Here is a 21,326-nt window from a genome sequence, read left to right as displayed (position 1 = left end):
GTTGCCCTCATGGAAGCCGCACATCCATGAACGCCGCTCATACACCGAGGTGGGAACCCGTGACCGAGCTCGCCCCGCAGGAACTCCGGGTCCTGGTCGCCGTCGCCGACACGGGCGGCTTCTCGGCCGCGGCCGCCGCCCTCGGCGTCAGCCAGTCGGCCGTCTCGCACTCGGTGCGCGGCAGCGAGGGCAAGGTCGGCGCGGTGCTCTTCGAGCGGGGGCGGTCCGGCGCCTCGCCCACCCCGGCGGGCGAGCGGGCCGTCGCGCTGGGCCGGCGCATCCTGCGGCTGTACGAGGTGCTGGGCGCGGAGGCGCGCGGAGCGGCGCGGGCCCCCGCCGGGCGGGGCGCGGTGGAGGGGGTGCTGCGCGTCGCGGCCTTCCGCAGCGCGGCCCTGCACCTGCTGCCGCCCGCGCTGGACCGGCTCGCCGCGCTGCACCCCGGCATCCGGCCCGAGGTCAGGGTGGTGCGCGAGATCGGCGCGGGCACGGCGGGGGAGGTGGCCGCGGGCCGGGCGGACCTGGGCATCGCGACGCTGGGCGCGCGGGAGGACGTACCGCCGGGGCTGCTGACCGGGGTGCTCGCGGAGGAGGCGTACGCCCTGGTGCACCCCGCCGGGCACCCGGACCCCAAGGCGCTGCCGCTGCTGGACTGGGACGAGAACTGCGGCTCCTACACCCGGGCGTGGTGGCGGTCCCAGGACTGGATCCCCCGGGCCACGGTGAAGGCGGAGGACGACGCCATGGTGCTGACCATGGTCGGCCGGGGGCTGGGCATGGCGATCATGCCGGAGCTGTCGCTGCGCGAGGCGCCGGAGACCGTCGAGATCACCCCTCTGGGGCCCCGGAGGCCGGTGAGGCAGGTGGGATACGTCACCACGACGGAATTGGCCTCGACCCTCGCCGTAAGGGCTCTGATCAGGGAACTCAGGGCCGAAAGGGCCTGAAGACGGAACCTGCGGAAGGCTCCCTTCGAGGGGTTTCCCGTCTCAGATACTAGGAAGTCCGAGTAATTGCGGAGACATACAGCCGGACCTGCCCTAGCTTTGTAGGAGCCGAACGTCTCGCTGATCCTGCGAATGGCGGTCGAGAGCGCGCGCCCACCGGCAGGCAACCCCTGCGGCGCACTGCTCCCCGCCTCTTCCGGCGCCTTGAAGGAACACCCCTCATCCGTGGCCCCGCCACGCCGTGATCCCAAGGAGTCGATCACCATGACCCCCACCACCGCCGCCTCCCGCCGCGTCCGCCACACCTCCCCGGCCGACGCCGACCGCAAGAACGCCGCCGCCGCCCTCCAGCGGGCCCTGGACCGCCGTGACAACGGCGGCTCGACCGGCCACTGACCGGACTCCGGCCGAAACCCGTGGCCCGGCCCGCCCGCACCCGGACACGTTCCATCCCCATTGGTCCAAATGCTGGACGGGATATGTCTGAGGGCTGGGACACGGAGTACGGTTCCGACATGTCGACCAGCATCAATCTCGCAGTGATCCCCGGTGATGGCATCGGCCAGGAAGTCGTGGCTCAGGGCCTCAAGGTCCTTACCGCGGTCCTGCCCCAGGATGTGAAGCTGGAGACCAAGGAGTACGACCTCGGCGCCCAGCGCTGGCACCGCACCGGCGAGACCCTCCCGGACGCGGAGCTGGAGGCCCTCAAGCACCACGACGCGATCCTGCTGGGCGCCATCGGCGACCCGTCGGTCCCGTCGGGCGTCCTGGAGCGCGGCCTGCTGCTGAAGCTCCGCTTCGCCTTCGACCACTTCATCAACCTGCGCCCCTCGAAGCTGTTCCCGAACACGGCGACCCCGCTCGCCGGCCGTCCGGAGATCGACTTCGTCGTGGTCCGCGAGGGCACCGAGGGCCCGTACACCGGCAACGGCGGCAGCCTGCGCACCGGCACGCCCGCCGAGGTGGCCACCGAGGTCAGCGTCAACACGGCATACGGCGTGGAGCGCGTCGTGCGCGACGCGTACGAGCGGGCCAACGCCCGCCCCCGCAAGAAGCTGACGCTCGTCCACAAGAACAACGTCCTCGTGTACGCGGGCCACATGTGGAAGAACATCTTCGACAAGGTCGGCCAGGAGTACCCCGAGGTCACCACCGACTACCTGCACGTCGACGCCGCGACGATCTTCTTCGTCACCCAGCCCGAGCGCTTCGACGTCATCGTCACCGACAACCTGTTCGGCGACATCCTCACCGACCTGGCCGCGGCCGTCACCGGCGGCATCGGCCTGGCCGCCTCCGGGAACATCAACCCGACCGGCGCCTTCCCGTCCATGTTCGAGCCCGTCCACGGCTCGGCGCCCGACATCGCGGGCACCGGCAAGGCCGACCCGACCGCGACGATCCTCTCGGTCGCCCTCCTGCTGCGCCACCTGGGCTACGAGGCCCAGGCCGTCCGCATCGAGGACGCCGTCTCCGCCGACCTGGCCGAGCGCGACGGCACCTTCCGCTCCACCGACGCGATCGGCGACGCCCTCGCCGCGCGAGTAGCCGGCTGACCCGGCCGTTCCACCCAGGAAGCCGCCAGGTCACAAACGGACCTGGCGGCTTCTCCTGTGCGGCCCCCGGTGCCACCATCTCCCCTGGGCCGCTTAAGCCCCGTTTCTCCGAAGCCTGCCCGCGCGCGATAATCGAACGCAAGGCCGCGGATTACGGGGAAGCTCGGACGTCCTAGTACGCATGAGCGCGGTCCGCCATACCCAACCGGTGAAGGACAAGCACTCATGACGACGCCCACGATCGAGCTCAAGCCCTCCTCGAACCCGCTGTCCGACGCGGAGCGCGAGGCGATCCTGGCCAACCCCGGCTTCGGCCGCCACTTCACCGATCACATGGTGACGATCAAGTGGACCGAAGGCCGCGGCTGGCACGACGCCGAGCTGGTCCCGTACGCCCCGCTGTCGATCGACCCCGCGAACATGACCCTGCACTACGCGCAGACGATCTTCGAGGGCCTCAAGGCCTACCGCCAGCCCGACGGCACCGTCGCCACCTTCCGCCCGCGCGCCAACGCCGAGCGCTTCCAGGCCTCCGCCCGCCGCATGGCGATGCCGGAGCTGCCGGCCGACCTGTTCATCGAGGCCTGCGACGCCCTGATCAAGCAGGACCGCGCCTGGGTGCCGTCCTCCGGCGAGGCCTCGCTGTACCTGCGCCCGTTCATGTTCGCGTCCGAGGTCGGCCTGGGCGTCCGCCCGGCCAACGAGTTCCTCTTCATGATCATCGCCTCGCCCGCCGGCGCCTACTTCCCCGGTGGCGTCAAGCCCGTCTCCGTCTGGCTCTCCGAGGAGTACGTCCGCGCCGTCAAGGGCGGCACCGGAGCCGCCAAGACCGGCGGCAACTACGCGGCCTCCCTCGTCGCCCAGGCCCAGGCCGCCTCCCACGGCTGCGACCAGGTCGTCTGGCTGGACGCGGTCGAGCACCGCTGGATCGAGGAGATGGGCGGCATGAACCTGTACTTCGTGTACGGCGACCGCATCGTCACCCCGGAGCTGACCGGCTCGCTCCTCCCCGGCATCACCCGCGACTCCCTCCTCACCATCGCCCGCGACCTCGGCTACACCGCCGAGGAGGGCCGCATCACCACCGAGGACTGGCAGCGCGACAACGAGAACGGCACCCTCACCGAGGTGTTCGCCTGCGGCACCGCCGCCGTCATCACCCCGGTCGGCTCGGTCAAGTCCGAGCGCGCCAACTGGACCCAGGGCGACGGGCAGCCCGGCGAGGTCACCATGAAGCTCCGCAAGGCGCTCCTGGAGCTCCAGACCGGCCACACCGCCGACACCCACGGCTGGATGCACCCGCTCGGCTAGGGGGCTCCCGCCCCCGAGACGCCCGAAGGCCCCCGCTGCGCGGGGGCCTTCGCCTTGCGGTGGGGGAGAGGGGCGTGGTCAGCGCTCCTCGTCCTTCTCGCCGTCCTTCTTCCCGGTGCCCCGGACCGGGCCGTCCGTGCCGGTCACGGCCAGCAGCCCGTCGCCGATCATGTAGGCCAGGCCGGCGATCCCCTTGACGATCTTCGTCGCCACGTATGCGATCTCTTCCACGACGCCTCCCCGTGTCCTAAGCGGCGACCCCTGTCCTAGTCGGCCGCCGCCATCAGTGCTTCCGCCGTCGGTCCGGCAGCCGGTGCCGCCTGCGGCCGGAACGTCAGCGCGGTGTACACCGCGCCTCCGACCAGCCCCGACAGGACGAAACTACAGTCCACCCCGCCGGTGAGCGCCAGCAGAGGGCCCTCGTACACCGGGGTCGACACGGCCGCCAGTCCCACGGCCGCGCCCGCCGCCCAGGAGGTGGTGGCGCGGAGGTTCCAGCCGCCGCTGTACCAGTAGACGCCGCCGCGGGCCCGACGGTTGAACACCTGGAGCGCGTCGGCGTCGTAGGCCCCCCGGCAGCGCACGTAGCCGATCAGGGTGATCACGGCCCAGGGGGTGCCGATCGCGGTGAGCAGGAGCACGAAGGAGGTCATCGCGGACTGCACGTCCCACTCGAAGGAGCCGAAGAAGACGAACGCGGTGGCCACGGCCGCGGCCATCACGGTGGCCTTCGTGCGGGTCGCCCTGGGCACGATGGCGTCCAGGTCCAGGCCCATGGAGTAGAGCATCAGCCCGGCGTTGCCCACCGAGCCGGCCGCGGCGGCGGCGAGCAGCGGGACGAGGTACCAGAAGGGCGCGGCGGCCACGAGCGGCCCGGCGTAGTCGGCCCCGGCGCGGGCGGCGAGCGCGGTGTAGGTGCCGAACAGCTGCGGTATCAGCAGGCCGACCAGCAGCCCCAGGCAGGTGGCCCGGAACACCTTGCGGGAGCCGTGGCGGCGCGGGGAGACGTAGCGGGTGTAGTCGCCGAGCAGGGTGATGAACGCGACGGGCCCGCTGAGCCCGGCGGCGACGGCGGCCAGCAGCCAGGTCGGCCAGAAGGAGCCGAGCAGGTACTCCGTGTCCGGCGGGGCGGCGGCGGTGAAGTGGGGGGCGTAGGCGATCACGCCGACGGCGAGCAGCACCACCATGGCGACGGACAGCACCTTGCTCATGCGCAGCAGCAGCCGGTAGCCGAAGACGGCTCCGACGACGGTGCACGCGGCGAGCACGCCGTACATCGCGGCCCGGGTGAGGCCGGTGTCGGGCAGCCCGGTGAGCCGGGACAGCGTCCCCGCCATCACGTCGCCGCCGATCCACAGGGTGAGTGCGGTGTAGCCGAGGGAGAGCAGCAGGCCGACCACGGAGCCGACCAGCCGCCCCCGTACGCCGAACTGGGCGCCGCTGGAGGTGGACAGGTTGGTCGCGGTGCGCAGGGACACCAGGGCGAGCGGCGCGGTGAAGGCGATGCCGACGAGGGTGCCGGTCACGATGGCGGTGACGGAGGGCACCAGCCCGAGTCCGAAGGACGGGGGCAGCCAGCCGAAGACGATCACGCCGAGGCAGAGGTTGGAGCCCAGGAGGATCGAGACCAGGTCGCGGGGACCGCTCGTCCGCTCCTCCTCCGGGATGGTGTCGACTCCGCGCTGTTCGATGGGCATGGGGGGACTCCCTTGGCAGGGCGGCGGGGTGGTTGCGCATTCGTTTGAGCGTCATTCAATGTGACCTGAGCCCAGGTCCCAGGTCAATGCTTCATTGCTCGGAAATGAAGAGTTAGAGTGATGCTCTAACTCTTCGACTCAAGAGGTGGTGGATCGGCGTGCGGCTGACCCCTACGGAGCGCGACCGGCTGCTGCTGCGCAGCGCCGCGGAACTGGCCAGGGCCCGTCGGGCCCGGGGCCTCAGGCTCAATGTCCCCGAGGCCACCGCGCTGATCGCGGACACGGTCTGCGAGGCCGCCCGCGACGGCAAGCGCCTGGCCGAGGCGATCGAGGAGGCCCGGAGCGTCCTGGGTCCCGACGACGTGCTGCCCGGCGTGGCCGACGTGGTCACCGAGGTGCACGTGGAGGCCGTCTTCGACGACGGATCCCGCCTCGCGGTGGTATCCGCGCCCATCCAGGGCGCCGTCTCCCTCGGCGACGACGCCCCGGGCGCTGTCGTCCCCGGGCCCGGCGCGCCGCAGCCCGAGCCGCAGGTACACCTGCGCGTGCGCAACACCGCGTCCGTGCCGGTCAGCGTCACCTCCCACTTCCACTTCTTCGAGGCGAACCCCCGGCTCGACTTCGACCGGGCCGCCGCCTACGGCATGCGGCTGTGCGTGCCGGCCGGCTCCTCGGTGCGCTTCGACCCGCACGGCGAGGGCGAGGTGGGCCTGGTCCCGATCGGCGGCGAGCGGATCGCCATCGGCTTCGCCGGACTGGTGGACGGCCCCCTGGACGCCCCCGGCGCGCGGGAAGAGGCCCTGCGCCGGGCCGCCGCCTGCGGCTACCTCGGCGCCGCCACCACCGAAGACGACCCGAAGGGAGACCGGGCGTGAGCCGGCAGACCCCCCACACCGACCACAGCGCGCACTGCGCCCCCGGCAGCAGCCGCCACATCGACCCGCACGAGTACGCCTCCGTCTTCGGCCCCCGCGCCGGGGACCGGGTCCGGCTCGGCGACTCGGGGCTGACCGTCCGCGTGGAGCACGACGCGCAGAAGCCGGGGGACGAATTCCTGGCCGGCTTCGGCAAGACCGCCCGCGACGGCCTGCACCTGAAGGGCGCCGCCGTCCGGGACACCTGCGACGTCGTGATCAGCAACGTGCTCGTCATCGATGCCGTCCTCGGCATCAAGAAGGTGTCCATCGGCATCCGCGAGGGCCGTATCCACGCGATCGGCCGGGCCGGCAACCCGGACACCCTCGACGGGGTGGACGTGGTCGTCGGCACGGGCACGAGCATCGTCTCCGGCGAGGGCCTGATCGCCACCGCCGGCGCCGTGGACACCCACGTCCACCTGCTCTCCCCGCGCATCATGGAGGCCTCCCTCGCCGCCGGCGTCACCACCGTCATCGGCCAGGAGTTCGGCCCCGTCTGGGGTGTCGGCGTCAACTCCCCCTGGGCGCTGAAGCACGCCTTCAACGCGTTCGACGCCTGGCCGGTGAACATCGGCTTCCTGGCGCGGGGTTCCTCCTCGGACGCGGCGCCCCTGGTGGAGGCGCTGGCCGAGGGCGGCGCGTCCGGTTTCAAGGTGCACGAGGACATGGGTGCCCACACCCGGGCCCTGGACACCGCGCTGCGGGTGGCCGAGGAGCACGACGTGCAGGTCGCCCTGCACTCCGACGGCCTGAACGAGTGCCTCTCGGTGGAAGACACCCTGCGCGTCCTCGAAGGCCGCACGATCCACGCGTTCCACATCGAGGGCTGCGGCGGCGGGCACGTGCCCAACGTCCTGAAGATGGCGGGCGTGCCGAACGTGATCGGCTCCTCCACCAACCCCACCCTCCCCTTCGGCCGGGACGCGGTCGCCGAGCACTACGGCATGATCGTCTCCGTCCACGACCTCAAGCCGGACCTCCCGGGCGACGCCGCGATGGCCCGCGACCGGATCCGCGCCGGGACGATGGGCGCCGAGGACGTCCTGCACGACCTGGGCGCCATCGGCATCACCTCCTCCGACGCCCAGGGCATGGGCCGGGCCGGCGAGACCGTCCGCCGCACCTTCGCCATGGCCGCCAAGATGAAGGGCGAGCTCGGCCCGCTCGACGGCGACGGCGAGGGCGACGACAACGCCCGCGTGCTGCGCTACATGGCGAAGCTGACCATCAACCCGGCGATCGCCCACGGCCTGGCGCACGAGATCGGTTCCATCGAGATCGGCAAGCTCGCCGACATCGTGCTCTGGCGCCCCCCGTTCTTCGGCGCCAAGCCGCAGCTGGTGCTGAAGTCCGGCTTCCCCGCCTACGGAGTCACCGGCGACCCCAACGCCGCCACCGACACCTGCGAACCCCTCGTCCTCGGCCCGCAGTTCGGCTCGTACGGAGCCACCGCCGCCGACATCTCCGTCGCCTTCGTCTCCGCCGCCGCGGCGGCGCTGGGCAGCGACGAGATGCCGACCCGCCGCCGCCGGGTCGCCGTACGCGGCACCCGCGGCATCGGCCCCAAGGACATGCTCCTCAACTCCCGGGTGGGCGCGGTCGATGTGGACGCGCGCAGCGGACTCGTCTCCCTCGACGGGGAACCGCTGCGCTCCGAAGCGGCCGATTCGGTCTCCCTCAACCGCCTGTACTTCTTGTAAGCCGTAAGGACCCCGCCATGACTGCACAGCCCGCCAAGCCCGTGAACGACGGCTTCCGGATGCCCGCCGAGTGGACCCCCCACGAGCGCACCTGGATGGCCTGGCCCAGCCCCAACCCCACCTTCACCAATGAGCAGGAGCTCGCCGAGGCCCGCCAGGCCTGGGGCGCCGTCGCCCGCGCCGTACGCGCCTACGAGCCGGTGACCCTCGTCGTCTCCCCGGGCGACGCCGAGAGCGCCCGCGCGATCGTCGGCGACGACGTCCAGCTCGTCGAGCAGGAGCTCGACGACGCCTGGATGCGCGACATCGGCCCCACCTTCGTCACCAACGACGCCGGCGAACTGGCCGCCGTCGACTGGACCTTCAACGGCTGGGGCGCCCAGGAGTGGGCCCGCTGGGACCACGACTCGAAGATCGCCCGGCACGTCTCCGACGTCGTCGGCACCCGCACCTACAGCACCCGGCTGGTGAACGAGGGCGGCGCCATCCACGTCGACGGCGAGGGCACCGTGCTCCTCACCGACACCGTGCAACTCGGCGAGGGCCGCAACCCCGGCTGGACCCGCCGACAGGTCGAGGAGGAGATCCACGCCCACCTCGGCACCACCAAGGCCATCTGGCTGCCGTACGGCCTGGCCGGCGACTACGGCACCTACGGCACCCAGGGCCACGTGGACATCGTCGCCGCCTTCGCCCGCCCCGGCGTGGTCATGGTCCACACCCAGCCCGACCCGGCCCACCCGGACCACGAGCGCTGCAAGACCATCGCCGCCATCCTGCGCGCCTCCACCGACGCCCAGGGCCGGCTGCTGGAGGTCGTGGAGGTCCCCGCGCCGACCGTGCTGGAGGAGGACGGCGAGTGGGTGGACTACTCCTACATCAACCACTACCTCTGCAACGGCGGCGTCGTGCTGTGCGCCTTCGACGACCCGCGCGACGAGGAGGCCGCCGAGATCTTCCGCGGACTGTTCCCCGAGCGGACCGTGACGCTCGTTGACGCACGTACGATTTTCGCCGGGGGTGGCGGTATCCACTGCATCACCCAGCAGCAGCCGAAGGTCTGACCCCGGGCGGACCGCGTGAAGGAGTGACCATGGTGGCGGGTGGAGTACCGGTACGGGCGGCGCGCAAGAACGCGCCCCCGCGCGAGGACGTACTCGTCGCCGCCATGGCCACGATCGCCGAGCGCGGGCTGGAGGGCCTGACCATGGCCGGCCTGGGCCGCCAGGTCGGCATGAGCAGCGGCCACCTCCTCTACTACTTCGGCAGCAAGGACGAGCTCCTGCTGCAGACCCTGGAGTGGAGCGAGGCGGCCCTCGGCACCGAGCGGCGGGCCCTGCTGGCCCGCCGCGGCCCGGCGCGCGAGCGCGTACGGGCGTACGTGGACCTGTACGTGCCCGACGGTGCCCGCGACCCGCACTGGACCCTGTGGCTTGAGGTCTGGAACCGGTCCCAGAACGCGGGCCCCCAGGAGCGCGAACGGCAGGCCGCCATCGAGGGCGCCTGGCACCGCGACCTGGTCGCCCTGCTCGCCGAGGGCATCTCGCGCGGAGAGTTCCGCGCCGTGGACCCCGACCGGTTCGCGTCCAGGCTGCGGGCCCTGCTCGACGGCTTCAGCATCCAGGTCGCCGTGGGCCTGCCCGGCATAGGGCGCGAGGACATCCTGGAACACGTCTCGGAGTTCCTCGCCGAAACCCTCGCCGGCTAGGGGTTTCTCCGGCGGGGGCCGCCTGCCGGACGGCGGGTGCCCGCATGCTGAGACCGGCGTCCACCGGCGACGGCCGTGTGGCACACTGCGAGCGTGTCTGCTCAGCTCATGATTATGGACAGCAGCGCGCCGGTCCTCTGTGACCGCTGAAACCGTGGACGACCTCCGCGGCAGCGGCCACCGTGCCTCAGACCCGCGCGCAGACCTCTCGCACCCGCGAGGGGTCTTTTCGTTTCCAAGGGCAGAAACATGCCGGAACCGGGCAGCGCGCGATGATGGGGGCAGTGGATCCCCGGTCTCCGGAACCACTCATCCGACAGGAGTCAGATCAGCATGACGACGACAGAGGCGACCCAGCCGACAGAGGCCCTCGACGACGCCTTCCACGTCTTCGACACCACCCTGCGCGACGGCGCCCAGCGTGAGGGCATCAACCTCACGGTCGCGGACAAGCTGACCATCGCGCGGCACCTGGACGAGTTCGGAGTCGGCTTCATCGAGGGCGGCTGGCCCGGCGCCAACCCCCGCGACACCGAGTTCTTCGCCCGCGCCCGGGCCGAGATCGACTTCAAGAACGCCCGGCTCGTCGCCTTCGGCGCCACCCGCCGGGCCGGCGGCGCCGCCGCCTCGGACCCGCAGGTGCGCGCCCTCCTGGAATCCGGCGCCCCGGTCATCACCCTCGTCGCCAAGTCCCACGACCGGCACGTCGAACTCGCGCTCCGCACCACCCTGGAAGAGAACCTGGAGATGGTCCGCGACACCGTCTCCCACCTCGTCGCCCAGGGCCGCCGGGTCTTCGTCGACTGCGAGCACTTCTTCGACGGCTACCGCGCGAACGCCGAGTACGCCAAGTCCGTCGTGCGCACCGCCCACGAGGCCGGCGCCGACGTCGTCATCCTCTGCGACACCAACGGCGGCATGCTCCCCGCCCAGATCACCGCCGTCGTCTCGACCGTGCTGGCCGACACCGGGGCCCGCCTCGGCATCCACGCCCAGGACGACACCGGCTGCGCCGTCGCCAACACCCTGGCCGCCGTCGACGCGGGGGCCACGCACGTCCAGTGCACCGCGAACGGCTACGGCGAACGCGTCGGCAACGCCAACCTCTTCCCGGTCGTCGCCGCGCTGGAGATCAAGTACGGCCGCAAGGTCCTCCCCGCGGGCGCGCTCGCCGAGATGACCCGCATCTCCCACGCCATCGCCGAGGTCGTCAACCTCACCCCCTCCACGCACCAGCCGTACGTCGGCGTCTCCGCCTTCGCGCACAAGGCCGGCCTGCACGCCTCGGCGATCAAGGTCGACCCGGACCTCTACCAGCACATCGACCCCGAGCGCGTCGGCAACACCATGCGCATGCTGGTCTCCGACATGGCCGGCCGCGCCTCCATCGAGCTCAAGGGCAAGGAGCTCGGCGTCGACCTCGGCGGCGACCGCGCGCTGATCGCCCGCGTGGTCGAGCGGGTCAAGGAGCGCGAGCTGGCGGGCTACACGTACGAGGCCGCCGACGCCTCCTTCGAGCTGCTGCTGCGCGCCGAGGCCGAGGGCCGGGCGCGCAAGTACTTCCGCGTGGAGTCCTGGCGGGCCATCGTCGAGGACCGCCCCGACGGCACCCACGCCAACGAGGCCACGGTCAAGCTGTGGGCCAAGGGCGAGCGGATCGTCGCCACGGCGGAGGGAAACGGCCCGGTCAACGCCCTCGACCGGGCACTGCGGGTCGCGCTGGAGCGCTTCTACCCGCAGCTGGCCAAGTTCGAGCTGGTGGACTACAAGGTCCGCATCCTGGAGGGCAAGCACGGCACGGAGTCCACGACCCGCGTCCTGATCTCCACGACGGACGGCACCCGCGAGTGGAACACGGTGGGCGTCGCCCCCAACGTCATCGCCGCCTCCTGGCAGGCCCTGGAGGACGCCTACACCTTCGGCCTCCTGCACGCGGGCGTCGAACCGGCGGAGTAGTCCCGGCGGCGGTCGGCACGTGTCGGCGACGAGTTCCCCGAACTTCTTCGGGGACATGGCCCTGCCGTCGGCCCACACCCCGCCGGGCTCCAGCCCGGCGAGGTCCTCGGCCGTGAAGTGGACGTGCGCGTCGTAGGCGCCGCCCGGCAGGCCGTCGTCGTACGAGCTGAAACGCACCGCGTACGTGGACCCCGGCGGGACCCTCTGTTCGCCGTCGGGCTCGGCCCGCCAGGAGGCGGGCGGCTCGAACAGGGGGGAACGAGCCGCCCGCGGCGGTCGGGCCCGTGGTCCACGCCGTCCATCCGGACTCCTGATCCGTCGGCCGGGCAGGGCCGAACGGTCTTATGTCCGTCTCACACAGGAAAATGCCGGTTCGGGTAGCGTCGTCAGTATGAGGACCAGGCTGATATCCGTGCGTATTGGATCGGTGCTGTCCGGTCTGCTGCTGGCGTTGACCGTGGGCGGGCTCGGGGCCGCGCCGGCCGCGGTGGCCGCCGACGGCGGGACCGCCGCGGTGGCGGAGGCGTTCAAGAAGGGCCCGGTCTACGTCGACCCCGGGGCCGCCGCGCAGTTGTCGCCGGCCCAGGCCGACGCCCTGGCCGCCAAGATCAAGGCCTCGGGCAAGTCGCTGTTCGTCGCCGTGCTGCCCGCCACCCCGGCCTTCCCCGCCGACAGCGTGCTCCGCACGCTCCGTACCCAGACCGGGATCACCGGGCTGTACGCCGTACGGCTCGGCGACGGCTTCAACGCCGGGGCCGACCCGGCCGTCATGCCGGTCAACGCCGTCCGCAACCTCACCGACGCGGTGAAGGCGGGCGGGGCGGTGGACGCCGCGACCGAGCTGAACAACTTCGTCGACCAGGCCCTCCCGCAGATGAAGGGCCACGCCCCGGCCTCCTGGAGCGGGGCCTCCGACGGCGGCGGCTCCTCGGCCGGAGCGCTGATCGCCCTCGGCGCGGTGGCCCTGGCGGGCGGCGGTGGTGCGTACCTGCTGGTCAAGCGGAACCGGAAGAAGAAGGAAGAGACCCGGCGGGAGGCCATCGCCCGGCTGAGCGTGGTCGTGGACGAGGACATCACCGCCTTCGGCGAGGAACTCGAACGCCTCGACTTCCACCCCGGCGAGCCCGGCGCCGACGACGCCATGCGCGGGGACTACGAGAAGGGGCTGGACTCCTACGAGACGGCCAAGCGGATCATGGCCTCGGTGCGGGAGCCGCACGAGGTGCAGGGGGTGACCCAGGCACTGGAGGACGGCCGGTTCGCGCTGGCCAGCCTCGACGCCCGCCGGCAGGGCAGGCCGCTGCCCGAGCGCCGCGCGCCCTGCTTCTTCGACCCGCGCCACGGGCCGAGCACCGAGGACGCCGACTGGGCCCCGGCGGGCGGGGCGCGCCGTACCGTGCCGGTCTGCGCGGCGGACGGCGTACGGCTGCGCGACGGCCTGGACCCGGCGGTGCGCACCGTCGCCACGGAGCACGGTCCGCGCCCGTACTACGACGCGGGCCCGGCGTACGGGCCCTGGGCCGGCGGGTACTTCGGCGGCGGGATGCTGCCCGGCCTGCTGATGGGCACGATGCTCGGTTCGATGATGTCCAGCCCCGCGTACGCCTCGGACTTCGGCGGGGGGTACGGCGGCTACGACGGCAGCGGGTTCGAGGGCGGGGACGTCTCGGGCGCCGACTTCAACCCGTCCGACTTCGGCGGCGGGGACTTCGGCGGCGGTGGCGGATTCGACGGGGGCGGTGGCGGATTCGACGGCGGGGGCGGCTGGTAGCCGCCCCCGGGGGTTCCGTGCGGGCCGGGATCAGGCCTGCTTGACCGCCGAGATGTCGAAGGTCAGCTTCACCTTGTCGCTGACCATCACGCCGCCCGCTTCCAGGGCCGCGTTCCAGGTCAGGCCCCAGTCGGAGCGCAGGATCTCGGCGGAGCCCTCGAAGCCCACGCGCTCGCTGCCGTAGACGTCCGTGGCGGAGCCGGCGAACTCCAGGTCGATGGAGAGCGGGCGCGTCACGTCCTTGATCGTCAGCTCACCGGTGATGCGGTACTTGTCGCCGCCCAGCTGCGCCGCCGAGGTGGACCGGAAGGTCATCAGCGGGAAGAGCTCGGCGTCGAAGAAGTCGCTGCCCAGCAGGTGGGCGTCGCGGTCGGCGATGCCGGTGCTGACCGAGGCGATCTGCACGTCGATGGAGGCAGTGGAGCGGGACGGGTCGCTGCCGTCCAGGTGCAGGGTGCCCTCGTGCTGGGCGAAGCCGCCGCGGACGTTGGTCACCATGGCGTGGCGGACGGTGAAGCCGATGCTGCTGTGCGCCGGGTCGATGGCGTACGCGCCGGTGAGGGCGGCGAGTGCCGGGTCGACGGGGAGCGTGGCGACCGTGCCCTGCTGGACGGGGGCGACGGTCTGGCTGCTGCGGCGGGAGAAGAGGCCCATGACTTCCTCCTGGGGAGTCTCGGTTGGTTTAACTTTCAACAAGGGAGACGCTAGGCCCATTCCGTTCAAATTTCAACTTCTTGGGTCGAGGTGTCGCCGTTTTGTAGGAGCTCCACAAAGGCCGGAGGTCCCCGCTGGGGGAGTCCATGCATCCTTCGGAGGTTCTGTCCGGGCCGCACAGCGGACGGGGCCCGAGACTGTGTAGAACCAACGGAGGGTTTTGACGGCCACGCTTCGTAAGGTCGGTACATGACCGTTGTGGACCAGACTCCGAGCGAGCCGACGGACGCCCGCGGGCGCGTGGCCGAGCTGCACTCCCTCCGCGAGGAGGCCCGGCGCGGCCCCAGCGACCGCGCGACCGAGGCGCAGCACGCCAAGGGCAAGCTGACCGCGCGCGAGCGCATCGCGCTCCTGCTCGACGAAGGTTCCTTCAGGGAGGTCGAGCAGCTTCGCCGGCACCGGGCGACCGGTTTCGGCCTGGAGGCGAAGAAGCCCTACACCGACGGTGTCATCACCGGCTGGGGCACGGTCGAGGGCCGCACGGTCTTCGTCTACGCGCACGACTTCCGGATCTTCGGCGGCGCGCTGGGCGAGGCCCACGCCACGAAGATCCACAAGATCATGGACATGGCCATCGCGGCCGGTGCCCCGCTGGTCTCCCTCAACGACGGCGCCGGCGCCCGCATCCAGGAGGGCGTCTCCGCTCTCGCCGGCTACGGCGGCATCTTCCAGCGCAACACCAAGGCTTCCGGGGTCATCCCGCAGATCTCCGTCATGCTCGGCCCCTGCGCCGGCGGCGCCGCGTACTCCCCGGCCCTGACCGACTTCGTGTTCATGGTCCGGGACACCTCGCAGATGTTCATCACCGGCCCGGACGTCGTCCGCGCGGTGACCGGCGAGGAGATCACCCAGAACGGCCTCGGCGGCGCGGACGTGCACGCCGAGACCTCGGGCGTCGCGCACTTCGCGTACGACGACGAGGAGACCTGCATCGCCGAGGTCCGGTACCTCATCACGATGCTCCCCTCGAACAACCGCGAGAACCCCCCGGTCCACGAGAACACCGACCCCGCCGACCGGCGCTCGGACGTCCTCCTGGACCTGGTCCCCGCCGACGGCAACCGCCCGTACGACATGCTCAAGGTCATCGAGGAGCTCGTCGACGACGGGGACGTCCTGGAGATCCACGAGCGCTGGGCGCGCAACATCATCTGCGCCCTGGCCCGCCTGGACGGCCAGGTCGTCGGCATCGTCGCCAACCAGCCCGGCCACCTCGCCGGCGTCCTGGACATCCACGCGTCCGAGAAGGCCGCGCGCTTCGTCCAGATGTGCGACGCGTTCAACATCCCGATCGTCACGCTGCTGGACGTCCCGGGCTTCCTGCCCGGTGTCGACCAGGAGCACGGCGGCATCATCCGCCACGGCGCCAAGCTGCTGTACGCGTACTGCAACGCCACGGTGCCGCGGATCTCGCTGATCCTGCGCAAGGCCTACGGCGGCGCGTACATCGTCATGGACTCCCAGTCCATCGGTGCCGACCTCACGTACGCCTGGCCCACCAACGAGATCGCCGTCATGGGCGCCGAAGGCGCCGCCAACGTGATCTTCCGCAAGCAGATCGCCGACGCCGAGGACCCCGAGGCGATGCGGGCCCGGATGGTCAAGGAATACAAGGCCGAGCTGATGCACCCGTACTACGCGGCCGAGCGCGGCCTCGTCGACGACGTCATCGACCCCGCCGAGACCCGCGGGGTGCTCGTCAGCGCCCTCGCGATGCTCCGCACCAAGCACGCCGATCTGCCGTCTCGCAAGCACGGCAACCCGCCGCAGTAACGAGCGAAGGAGACCTGCCGACGATGAGCACCGCCACCGACACCCTGCTGAAGGTCGAGAAGGGCAACGCCGCGCCCGAGGAGCTGGCCGCGATCACCGCGATCCTCCTCGCCCGCGCCGCAGCCACCCCGGAGGAGGCCGCCGCCACGGGCCGTACCACGGCCGGCTGGCGCCGCCTGGAGCGCAGCCGGGGCTTCCAGGCCCCCCACAGCTGGCGCGGCTGAGCAGCGCACGCACGAACGCCGGAAGGGCCCCGCACCCTGGACAGGGTGCGGGGCCCTTCCGCGTACCCGTACCCGTACCCGTACCCGTACCCGTACCCGTACCCGTACCCGGGACGGCACGGTCCCGGGTACGGCGAAGGCCCCCGTGTCCGGGACACGGGGGCCTTCTGCGTCGTTCCGCTCTGCTTACCGGAGCCGGGCCATCAGGGCGTGCTCGACGAGCGTGATGAGTGCGCTCTTGGCGTCCGCGCGGTGGCGGGCGTCGGTGGTGATGATGGGGGCGTCGGGGCCGATCTGGAGGGCCTCGCGGACTTCCTCGGGGGTGTAGGGCTGGTGCCCGTCGAAGCCGTTGAGGGCGATGACGAACGGCAGGCCGCTGTTCTCGAAGTAGTCGACGGCGGGGAAGCAGTCGGCGAGGCGGCGGGTGTCGACGAGGACGACGGCGCCGATGGCGCCGCGTACGAGGTCGTCCCACATGAACCAGAAGCGGTCCTGTCCGGGGGTACCGAAGAGGTACAGGATCAGGTCCTGGTCCAGGGTGATGCGGCCGAAGTCCATGGCGACCGTGGTGGTCGTCTTGTCACCGGTGTGGGTGAGATCGTCGATACCGGCGGAGGCGCTGGTCATGACGGCTTCGGTGCGCAGGGGGTTGATCTCGGAGACCGCGCCGACGAACGTGGTCTTGCCCACGCCGAAGCCGCCCGCCACCACGATCTTCGCGGAGGTGGTGGAGCGCGGAGCCGCTCCGCCGTTAGAGCTTGCGAAGTCCACTGAGCACCCTTTCGAGCAGTGTCACATCTGGCTGGCCGCCGGCAGACTCGTCGCCGCCGGGCTGGTGAATGGCGACAAGGCCCGCCTCCGCCAGGTCGGCGACGAGGATTCGGGCGACACCAAGAGGAATGGAGAGAAGTGCCGAGATCTCCGCAACGGATTTGATCTCCTGGCACAGGCGGCAGATGCGCTGGTGCTCGGGCAACTGCCCTTGCAGGCGCGCGGGATCCGCCGTGGTACTGACCAGCGCCTCGATGGCGAGCTGGTAGCGCGGCCGGGTACGGCCGCCGGTCATCGCGTACGGGCGCACCAGCGGGTTGTGCGCCTTCGGGGCCTGCGGCTGCGCGGCCCTGGGGGGCTGCTGCGGAAGCCTGTGGGGCGCCTGGGGCTGCTGGGGCTGGCCGTACGGCTGCTGGGCGTAGGGGTTGTGCTCCGGCACGGGCCGGCTGGGAGAGGAGGGGAAGTTGAAGCGGTTCTGGTCGTGCCCACCCTGCGGCTGCAGGCCGCCATAAGGATGTCCTCCGGGTGTTGTCACGTTTCCTCCTCCGACTCCAAGAACGCAGTACTCCCTGTGGAACCGCGCCACCGCACCCTACGGTGCGATGGCGCGAAACGCACTGCCCGTTTGCTAGTTGAGAAGGCTTCCCTGGAGCTCCGCGCGCAGGTCCGGGGTGAGGACGCTGCCGGCGCGGTCAACGAGGAGGGCCATCTCGTAGCCGACGAGGCCGATGTCGCACTCGGGGTGCGCGAGCACCGCGAGCGAGGATCCGTCGGAGACGGACATGAGGAAGAGGAACCCGCGGTCCATCTCCACGACGGTCTGGTTGACGGCGCCGCCCTCGAAGATCCGGGAGGCACCGGCGGTCAGCGAGGTCAGGCCGGAGGCCACGGCCGCCAGCTGATCGGCGCGGTCGCGCGGGAATCCGTCGGACATCGCCAGCAGAAGGCCGTCGGCGGAGACCACCACCGTGTGGGACACCCCGGGGGTGTTGTCCACGAAGTTGGTGATCAACCAGTTCAGGTTCTGCGCCGCCTGGCTCATCGCGCTCACACTAACGCTCCTGGTCATAGCTGTTACTTGACTGCTCGGAACCCGCGCTGCGTCCCTGCTGGACACCGCGTCGCAGGTTGCTCAACCTGCCACGGACGTCCTCCGGGGCACGGGAGACCTGGGGGCCTCCCTGCGGGGTCGTCTCCGCAGCGCCCTCGACCAGGTTGGCCTTGGGCACGCGCCGAGGGAGACCGGACGAGGTGACCCCGCCGGCCTTCGGCTCACGGAGCTTGCCGGCCTGCTGCCAGCGCTCGTCGTTCGTCGAGCGCCAGCCCGCGCCGGAAGTTCCCTCCTCCGGCTCCTGCTTCGGTTCGGCGGGCTGCTGCTGACGCTGCGGCCGCTGCTCGAAGAGGGATCCGGCGGACTCCGCTTCCTGCTGCGCCGGCTGCCACTGCTGCTGGCTGCCGCGTCGCGGCAGGCCCGCCCCGGTCAACTGGTGACCGGCGTCGGCAGCGGCGCCCGGACGGTCGAAGCCTACGCGGTCCAAGGCCGGTTCGGGAGCGGAGGGGGATTCCGAATCGGTCCCGTAATCCTGCTGGTAGGAGCCCGGGTAGGTGTTCTGCCCGGGCCACTCGGCCTGCTGGGACCCGTCCTCGTAGCCACCGTCGTACGCCTGGGCGGGCTGCTGCCCGTCCTGGTAGCCGGACTCCGGATACGCGTAGCCCTGCTCCGGGTACGCCTCGTAGGCCCCCTGCTGCTGCGGGGAGTCGTACGGAGCCTCGTAGCCCTGCGCGGACTGCTGGTCGTAGCCCTGGTACTCCTGGTACCCGTGCTCCGGCTGCGGTTCCGGATACTCCTGCGCCTCGGGACCGGGGTACTGCTCCTGGTCCTGCGACTGCGGGAAGTTGAGCTGCGCCTCCAGCGCGGCCCGGCGCTCCTCGCGGCCCAGCGACCGGCCGAGCGGGTCCGCGGGCTTCGCGTCGCCGCCCTGGGCGCCGGGGGCGTCGTAGGCGGAGTCGTCGAAGCCGAGCTCGGCGGCCGTCCGCAGCGGGGCGGCCTGCTGGGCCTTCTGCTGCGGAATGATCGAGGAGACGGTGAAGTCGTCGTCCGGGATGCCCTCGCCACCGCCACCGTGGGTGATGGCGTCGGGGAGCATGACCAGCGAGGTGGTGCCGGCCGCCTCGCCCGAGGGGCGCAGCTGGACGCGGATGCTGTGGCGGTCCGCCAGCCGGCCGACCACGAACAGACCCATGCGCTGCGAGATCGCGGCGTCCACGGTCGGCGGGTTGGCCAGCTTGTGGTTGATGTCCGCGAAGTCCTCGGCGGTGAGGCCGATGCCCTTGTCGTGGATCTCGACCATCACGCGGCCGTCGGGCAGACGCGTGGCGGTGACGCGGACCTTGGTCTGCGGGGAGGAGAACGTGGTGGCGTTCTCCAGGAGCTCGGCGAGCAGGTGCACGAGGTCGGTCACGGCCTGGCCGTGGATCTCGGCCTCGGAGACGCCCGAGAGCTCGATGCGCTCGTACTGCTCCACCTCGGAGGAGGCGGCGCGCAGCACGTCGACGAGGGGCACCGGCTGGTCCCAGCGGCGGCCCGGGTTCTCACCCGCGAGGATGAGGAGGTTCTCGCCGTTGCGGCGCATACGGGTGGCCAGGTGGTCCAGGCGGAAGAGGTTCTCCAGCTGGTCCGGGTCGGCCTCGTTGTTCTCCAGGTCGGTGATGAGGGTCAGCTGGCCCTCGATCAGCGACTGGTTGCGCATGGAGAGGTTGGTGAAGATCGCGTTGACGTTCCCTCGCAGGAGCGCCTGCTCGGCAGCGAGCCGGACCGCTTCCCGGTGGACCTGGTCGAAGGCGCGGGCGACCTCGCCGATCTCGTCACGGGAGGTGATCGGGATCGGCTCCACGCGGGTGTCGACCTTGCCCGGGTCGGTGCGCGAGAGCTGGTCGACGAGCGCGGGCAGGCGCTGCTCGGCGATGTCGAAGGCCGAGCTGCGCAGACGGCGCATCGAGCGGCTCATCTGGCGGGCCATCATCGCGGCCAGGATGAAGGCGGCCAGCAGGGCCACGACCACGATGGCGCCGGTCAGGATGGCGTCGCCGCGCGACTTGTCGGAGACCGCGACGGCGTCCTTGACGGCCTTGTCGAGGAGGTCCTTCTCGATCTCGGCGTAACCGTCGAACTTGGCGGTGGCGGCGGCCTGCCAGGCGGGGGCGGTGGTGCCGTTGAGGGCGAGCTTGGCGGGCTTCTCGCCCCCGGCTATCGCCTCGGTCATGCCGGTGAGGGCGGAGCCGTTCACCACGGGCGGAGCCTTGAAGACGGTGCCGGCCTGCTCGGCGGCCTGCTTGGCCTGGGCGAGCTTGGCGGCGCCCTCCTGGGACTTCTTGCCCATGACCTCCTTGAGCCTGTTGGTGTCCTCGTCGGTGCCGGCGGCGACGTACTCGCCGATGGCGATCTCTTCGAGGTAGGCGTAGGAGGAGAAGGCGACGAGCTGGGCCTTGCGGACTTCCTCGTTCTCGTTCGGACGCACCAGCAGGTGCGTGCCGACGGAGCGCTGGAGCGAGTTCGCGGCCTTGGCCAGCTCGACCGCGTAGACCATGCGGCCGTAGCTGGTGACGTTTCCGGTGCCCAGGCCCAGTTCGTTGGAGAACTGCATGAGGTAGTGCTGGACCAGCACGTACCCCTCTTCGGTCGGGATGGGGCCGGCCGAGGCGGGGAGGTTCTTCTTCTGGGTCTCCGGGACGGCGTAGGCCGTCTTGCGGACCTGCTCCAGCTTCGGCTCCTCCTGGCGGAAGAGTTCGAGGCGGCGCTCCAGGCCCTGCTTGGACGGGAGGTCCTTCACGGCCTTGGCGAACTTGGCCTTGGCCGCGTCCGTGGCCGCGTAGGCCTTCGTCACCGCCTCGTTGTTGCGGTCGCCCTTGAGGAGGGGCTCGGCGGTGAGGTCGCGCTCGTTGAGGAGGGCCTGGCCGTATTCGGCCGCGGCCTGGACGATCCGGGCGGTCTTCTCGGCGTCCTTGGCCTCGTTCCAGCTGTCGACCGAGCCCTTCACCTGGAAGCCGCCCATGACCAGTCCGACGAGGACGGGGACCATGAGGATGGCGTTCAGCTTGGTGGCCACCCGCCAGTTGCGGGGGGAGAGCTTGCTGGTGCTTCCGCTGCTCGTGGTTGGTTCCACGGGCACGTCGACGGGCGACATGGCCGCGCGCGGCGGCGGGGTGAAGTTGCCTCGCGCGGGTTCATCCGCGGGGCTCGAGTTGCTTCGCCTCACTCGACCAACAACCTCTCGGCGGTGCTAC

19 protein-coding genes are annotated in these 21,326 nt (G+C 71.4%); 12 read left to right on the top strand and 7 right to left on the bottom strand.

Annotated elements, in window-relative coordinates; all coding sequences use genetic code 11:
- Nucleotides 1-59 precede the first annotated feature (59 nt).
- The 4 genes from ACZ597_RS00945 to ACZ597_RS00930 all read left to right on the top strand — a co-directional run bounded on the left by ACZ597_RS00945 (nt 60) and on the right by ACZ597_RS00930 (nt 3,811).
- Nucleotides 60-944, top strand: a complete 885-nt coding sequence (locus tag ACZ597_RS00945; protein WP_471323232.1) for a LysR family transcriptional regulator — start codon at nt 60-62, stop codon at nt 942-944.
- 264 nt (nt 945-1,208) lie between these two features.
- Complete coding sequence (locus ACZ597_RS00940; protein WP_260614121.1) at nt 1,209-1,340, top strand: hypothetical protein; 132 nt, start codon at nt 1,209-1,211, stop codon at nt 1,338-1,340.
- 119 nt (nt 1,341-1,459) lie between these two features.
- Nucleotides 1,460-2,500 carry a 3-isopropylmalate dehydrogenase gene (locus ACZ597_RS00935; RefSeq protein WP_362462965.1) on the top strand — a complete coding sequence of 347 codons (1,041 nt, stop codon included), beginning with the start codon at nt 1,460-1,462 and terminating at the stop codon, nt 2,498-2,500.
- 225 nt (nt 2,501-2,725) lie between these two features.
- Nucleotides 2,726-3,811, top strand: a complete 1,086-nt coding sequence (locus tag ACZ597_RS00930) for a branched-chain amino acid aminotransferase (protein WP_471323228.1) — start codon at nt 2,726-2,728, stop codon at nt 3,809-3,811.
- Nucleotides 3,812-3,889: 78 nt separating this feature from the next.
- Here ACZ597_RS00930 and ACZ597_RS00925 read toward each other — a convergent pair whose 3' ends face one another.
- On the bottom strand, nt 3,890-4,042 hold the full coding sequence (locus ACZ597_RS00925) for a hypothetical protein (RefSeq protein ID WP_471323225.1): 153 nt from the start codon (nt 4,040-4,042) through the stop codon (nt 3,890-3,892).
- Nucleotides 4,043-4,077: 35 nt separating this feature from the next.
- Nucleotides 4,078-5,508, bottom strand: a complete 1,431-nt coding sequence (locus ACZ597_RS00920) for a cytosine permease (RefSeq protein WP_471323223.1) — start codon at nt 5,506-5,508, stop codon at nt 4,078-4,080.
- Between the two features lie 158 nt (nt 5,509-5,666).
- On the opposite strand from ACZ597_RS00920, the gene ureA reads away from it, so the two are divergent.
- The 6 genes from ureA (at nt 5,667) to ACZ597_RS00890 (ending at nt 13,560) form a co-directional block, all read left to right on the top strand.
- Nucleotides 5,667-6,383 (top strand): urease subunit gamma, encoded by a 717-nt coding sequence (gene ureA, locus ACZ597_RS00915; RefSeq protein ID WP_471323220.1) that lies wholly within the window; start codon nt 5,667-5,669, stop codon nt 6,381-6,383.
- 59 nt (nt 6,384-6,442) lie between these two features.
- A complete protein-coding gene (locus ACZ597_RS00910) occupies nt 6,443-8,125 on the top strand; it encodes an urease subunit alpha (RefSeq protein ID WP_471325048.1) in 1,683 nt (560 codons plus the stop codon).
- Nucleotides 8,126-8,142: 17 nt separating this feature from the next.
- A complete protein-coding gene (locus ACZ597_RS00905) occupies nt 8,143-9,189 on the top strand; it encodes an agmatine deiminase family protein (protein WP_471323217.1) in 1,047 nt (348 codons plus the stop codon).
- 29 nt (nt 9,190-9,218) lie between these two features.
- On the top strand, nt 9,219-9,833 hold the full coding sequence (locus ACZ597_RS00900; RefSeq protein WP_471323214.1) for a TetR/AcrR family transcriptional regulator: 615 nt from the start codon (nt 9,219-9,221) through the stop codon (nt 9,831-9,833).
- 333 nt (nt 9,834-10,166) lie between these two features.
- On the top strand, nt 10,167-11,789 hold the full coding sequence (gene cimA / locus ACZ597_RS00895) for a citramalate synthase (RefSeq protein ID WP_471323212.1): 1,623 nt from the start codon (nt 10,167-10,169) through the stop codon (nt 11,787-11,789).
- Between the two features lie 391 nt (nt 11,790-12,180).
- Nucleotides 12,181-13,560 carry a hypothetical protein gene (locus tag ACZ597_RS00890; RefSeq protein WP_471323210.1) on the top strand — a complete coding sequence of 460 codons (1,380 nt, stop codon included), beginning with the start codon at nt 12,181-12,183 and terminating at the stop codon, nt 13,558-13,560.
- Between the two features lie 30 nt (nt 13,561-13,590).
- Here the strand turns inward: ACZ597_RS00890 and ACZ597_RS00885 are convergent, their stop codons facing one another.
- Nucleotides 13,591-14,214, bottom strand: a complete 624-nt coding sequence (locus ACZ597_RS00885) for a YceI family protein (RefSeq protein ID WP_471323207.1) — start codon at nt 14,212-14,214, stop codon at nt 13,591-13,593.
- 249 nt (nt 14,215-14,463) lie between these two features.
- On the opposite strand from ACZ597_RS00885, the gene ACZ597_RS00880 reads away from it, so the two are divergent.
- Nucleotides 14,464-16,047: an acyl-CoA carboxylase subunit beta gene (locus ACZ597_RS00880; protein ID WP_007266768.1), complete on the top strand. Its 1,584-nt coding sequence runs from the start codon at nt 14,464-14,466 to the stop codon at nt 16,045-16,047.
- Nucleotides 16,048-16,070: 23 nt separating this feature from the next.
- Entirely contained in the window at nt 16,071-16,271 is a 201-nt protein-coding gene (locus ACZ597_RS00875; protein ID WP_471323204.1) for an acyl-CoA carboxylase subunit epsilon, read from the top strand.
- Between the two features lie 186 nt (nt 16,272-16,457).
- Here the strand turns inward: ACZ597_RS00875 and ACZ597_RS00870 are convergent, their stop codons facing one another.
- The 4 genes from ACZ597_RS00870 to ACZ597_RS00855 all read right to left on the bottom strand — a co-directional run bounded on the left by ACZ597_RS00870 (nt 16,458) and on the right by ACZ597_RS00855 (nt 21,298).
- Nucleotides 16,458-17,042 (bottom strand): GTP-binding protein, encoded by a 585-nt coding sequence (locus tag ACZ597_RS00870; protein WP_007266770.1) that lies wholly within the window; start codon nt 17,040-17,042, stop codon nt 16,458-16,460.
- Entirely contained in the window at nt 17,023-17,577 is a 555-nt protein-coding gene (locus tag ACZ597_RS00865; protein WP_469110932.1) for a DUF742 domain-containing protein, read from the bottom strand. The genes ACZ597_RS00870 and ACZ597_RS00865 overlap by 20 nt, the downstream gene beginning before the upstream one ends.
- A 93-nt stretch (nt 17,578-17,670) precedes the next feature.
- Nucleotides 17,671-18,084 (bottom strand): roadblock/LC7 domain-containing protein, encoded by a 414-nt coding sequence (locus tag ACZ597_RS00860; protein WP_030037347.1) that lies wholly within the window; start codon nt 18,082-18,084, stop codon nt 17,671-17,673.
- Between the two features lie 10 nt (nt 18,085-18,094).
- Nucleotides 18,095-21,298, bottom strand: coding sequence for a sensor histidine kinase (locus ACZ597_RS00855; protein ID WP_471323201.1), 3,204 nt, complete (start codon nt 21,296-21,298; stop codon nt 18,095-18,097).
- Nucleotides 21,299-21,326 lie beyond the last annotated feature (28 nt).

It is taken from the genome of Streptomyces sp. NPDC040718 (genome assembly GCF_055593565.1).
This window is presented reverse-complemented; position numbering and strand designations above follow the sequence as displayed.